At 45.4% G+C, this 2,004-nt stretch carries 2 protein-coding genes; both read right to left on the bottom strand.

From position 1 onward, the window contains the following. Positions 1–469 (bottom strand): alpha/beta fold hydrolase (locus WBA23_RS17175; RefSeq protein ID WP_424583515.1); only part of this gene is annotated, 469 nt, incomplete at its 3' end. Positions 470–482: 13 nt separating this feature from the next. After that, on the bottom strand, positions 483–2,004 hold a 1,522-nt coding region (locus tag WBA23_RS17170), incomplete at its 5' end, for a sulfatase family protein (protein ID WP_424583514.1).

Raw genomic sequence — 2,004 nt, 5'->3', positions numbered from 1 at the left:
ACGCGGCTGCTTGCTTCTGAATTTTTTTAGTCCAATCCGTCACTACTTCAATACCTGGTGCTGAAATAATTAACCCTCGCAAACCTTCCTGATAATTATCGGTGATTGCGTAGCTTAATGCTGTAGTTCCACCCATTGAATGCCCCAACAGAAATACTTTCTGGCCACCATTCTCTCGTTGCGCTCGCTGAATTAAATTATGAAGATCGTTGATAAATAATTGTAAACCCTGAATATGACCACGCTTTCCACCCGTTTGGCCGTGACCTCGCGCATCCAACCCGTAAAAGGCAGTAGAAGTACCGGAGAAAGCATTAATTAGATTTTGATAACGTCCCGAATGCTCGCCCAGTCCGTGCTGGAAAACAATAACCCGTTTAGCTTCTGTAGGTATCCATTGCTGGAAAAATAAGGAAAAGTTGTCTCTTGATGAGTTAATTTTTCCGGTACTATGCTGGTAATTTTCCATAAAAATGTAGTAGCTAGAGCGCCCAGTCGGGTTTAGGAAAATAACGCATGGGACTATAGCGAGGGTAAGATTCAAACAACTCGGGATCTGGTCCTACTACCCGCGGATCTTCAGTAGTTGTAAGCACCTCTACCATAGTTGTATTTAATTCGCTCATCAAACCCGTAAACTCTGGGTTATTCGCTAAATTAGTTAAGCAGTTAGGATCTTTTTTTACATTGAATAACTCGTATTCCGGCCGCTTTCCCACTGATAATTCAAAATAACGAGCATACTCCGAGTCATCGTAATTTTCAACAATAAACGATTTAGATGGGGCAGCATCAATATCAGTAAAAGCCCATTCAGAATGGTGTACACCGTCCTCATCAATTCCGTACAACGGATGCAATTCCTCAGTAGAATCCGAAACTAACCGCTGAGGTGTTCCGGCGGGCCAGCGTTCGGGTTTTATGTTCCAGATGTAAAGGTAGTCGCCCTGCCGAAGTAACCGCTGAGGGTAGCCTAAATTATGGTATCGTGATGATGAGTGGCGTTCTCGTCCAGCTAACGCATATTTTCGCGAATTAGGGACTATTCCTTCTCCTTCGGAGCTAAGCAAATCTACCAGACTTTGCCCACTAATGGGCAGCATTCCTTCCAAGCTGGTTTGAGTTAGCTCTAAGATCGTGGGAGCTAAATCAATAAAACTAACTGGGTTATCCACTTTCCTTCCACCAGGAAATCCTTTAGGGAAGCGAACTGCCATCGGAATGTGTACACCGTATTCATAGGCATTAGCCTTAGCCCGAGGAAAAGGCATTCCATTATCGGCGGTCACGATAATAATGGTATTGTCTAGCTCACCAATTTCTTCCAAATAGCTAATCATTCGCCCCAGATGTAAATCAAACCATTCAATTTCTACGGCATAATCTAACAGATCACCCTGAACCGCTTCCGTATCGGGTAAAAAAGCTGGAACCTCTACGCTATCTAATGATTTATCGTGCCGCTTCCACGAGTCTTGCTCATAGGCTCGATGTGGCTCAGAGGCACCGTACCAGAAAAAGAATGGAGTATCTTCCTCCCGCTCTTCCATAAACTGACGAAAATTAGCGGCATAGTTCGTAGGGCGGATTTTTTCGGCAAAGCGTTCATCGCTTGCACTTCCTTTTTCGTACGCTATTTGGTTATAGGCTTCACCAGCAGCATTCTGGCTACGAAGTGGCAATTCGCCGTACTTAAACGGCCCCACCCCCTTGCCGGTGTAGCCAGTGTGGTAGTTATTAGCAGCTAATAAGTCAACAAAGGGAACATATTTATCAAACCAACCCGCTGCGTGTTGCCCCGCTTGCTCGTTTTGCCAGTGGTAGCGTCCCGTTACGATAGAACTGCGCGACGGAGCACAACCGGGTGAACCGGCGTAGCAATTAGAGAAGTAGATTCCCTCTTGAGCAACCCGATCAAAGGCCGGGGTTTTTACCCAAGAAGTACCGTGAAAGCTGGTATGTGGGAACGATTGGTCATCGCTGATGGCGAATAAAATATTAGGG

This window comes from Tunicatimonas sp. (assembly GCF_049647865.1).
In the GTDB taxonomy this organism is placed as follows: Bacteria; Bacteroidota; Bacteroidia; order Cytophagales; family Cyclobacteriaceae; genus Tunicatimonas.
The sequence above is the reverse complement of the archived record's forward strand: the minus strand, read 5'-3'. Positions and strand labels throughout refer to the sequence as shown.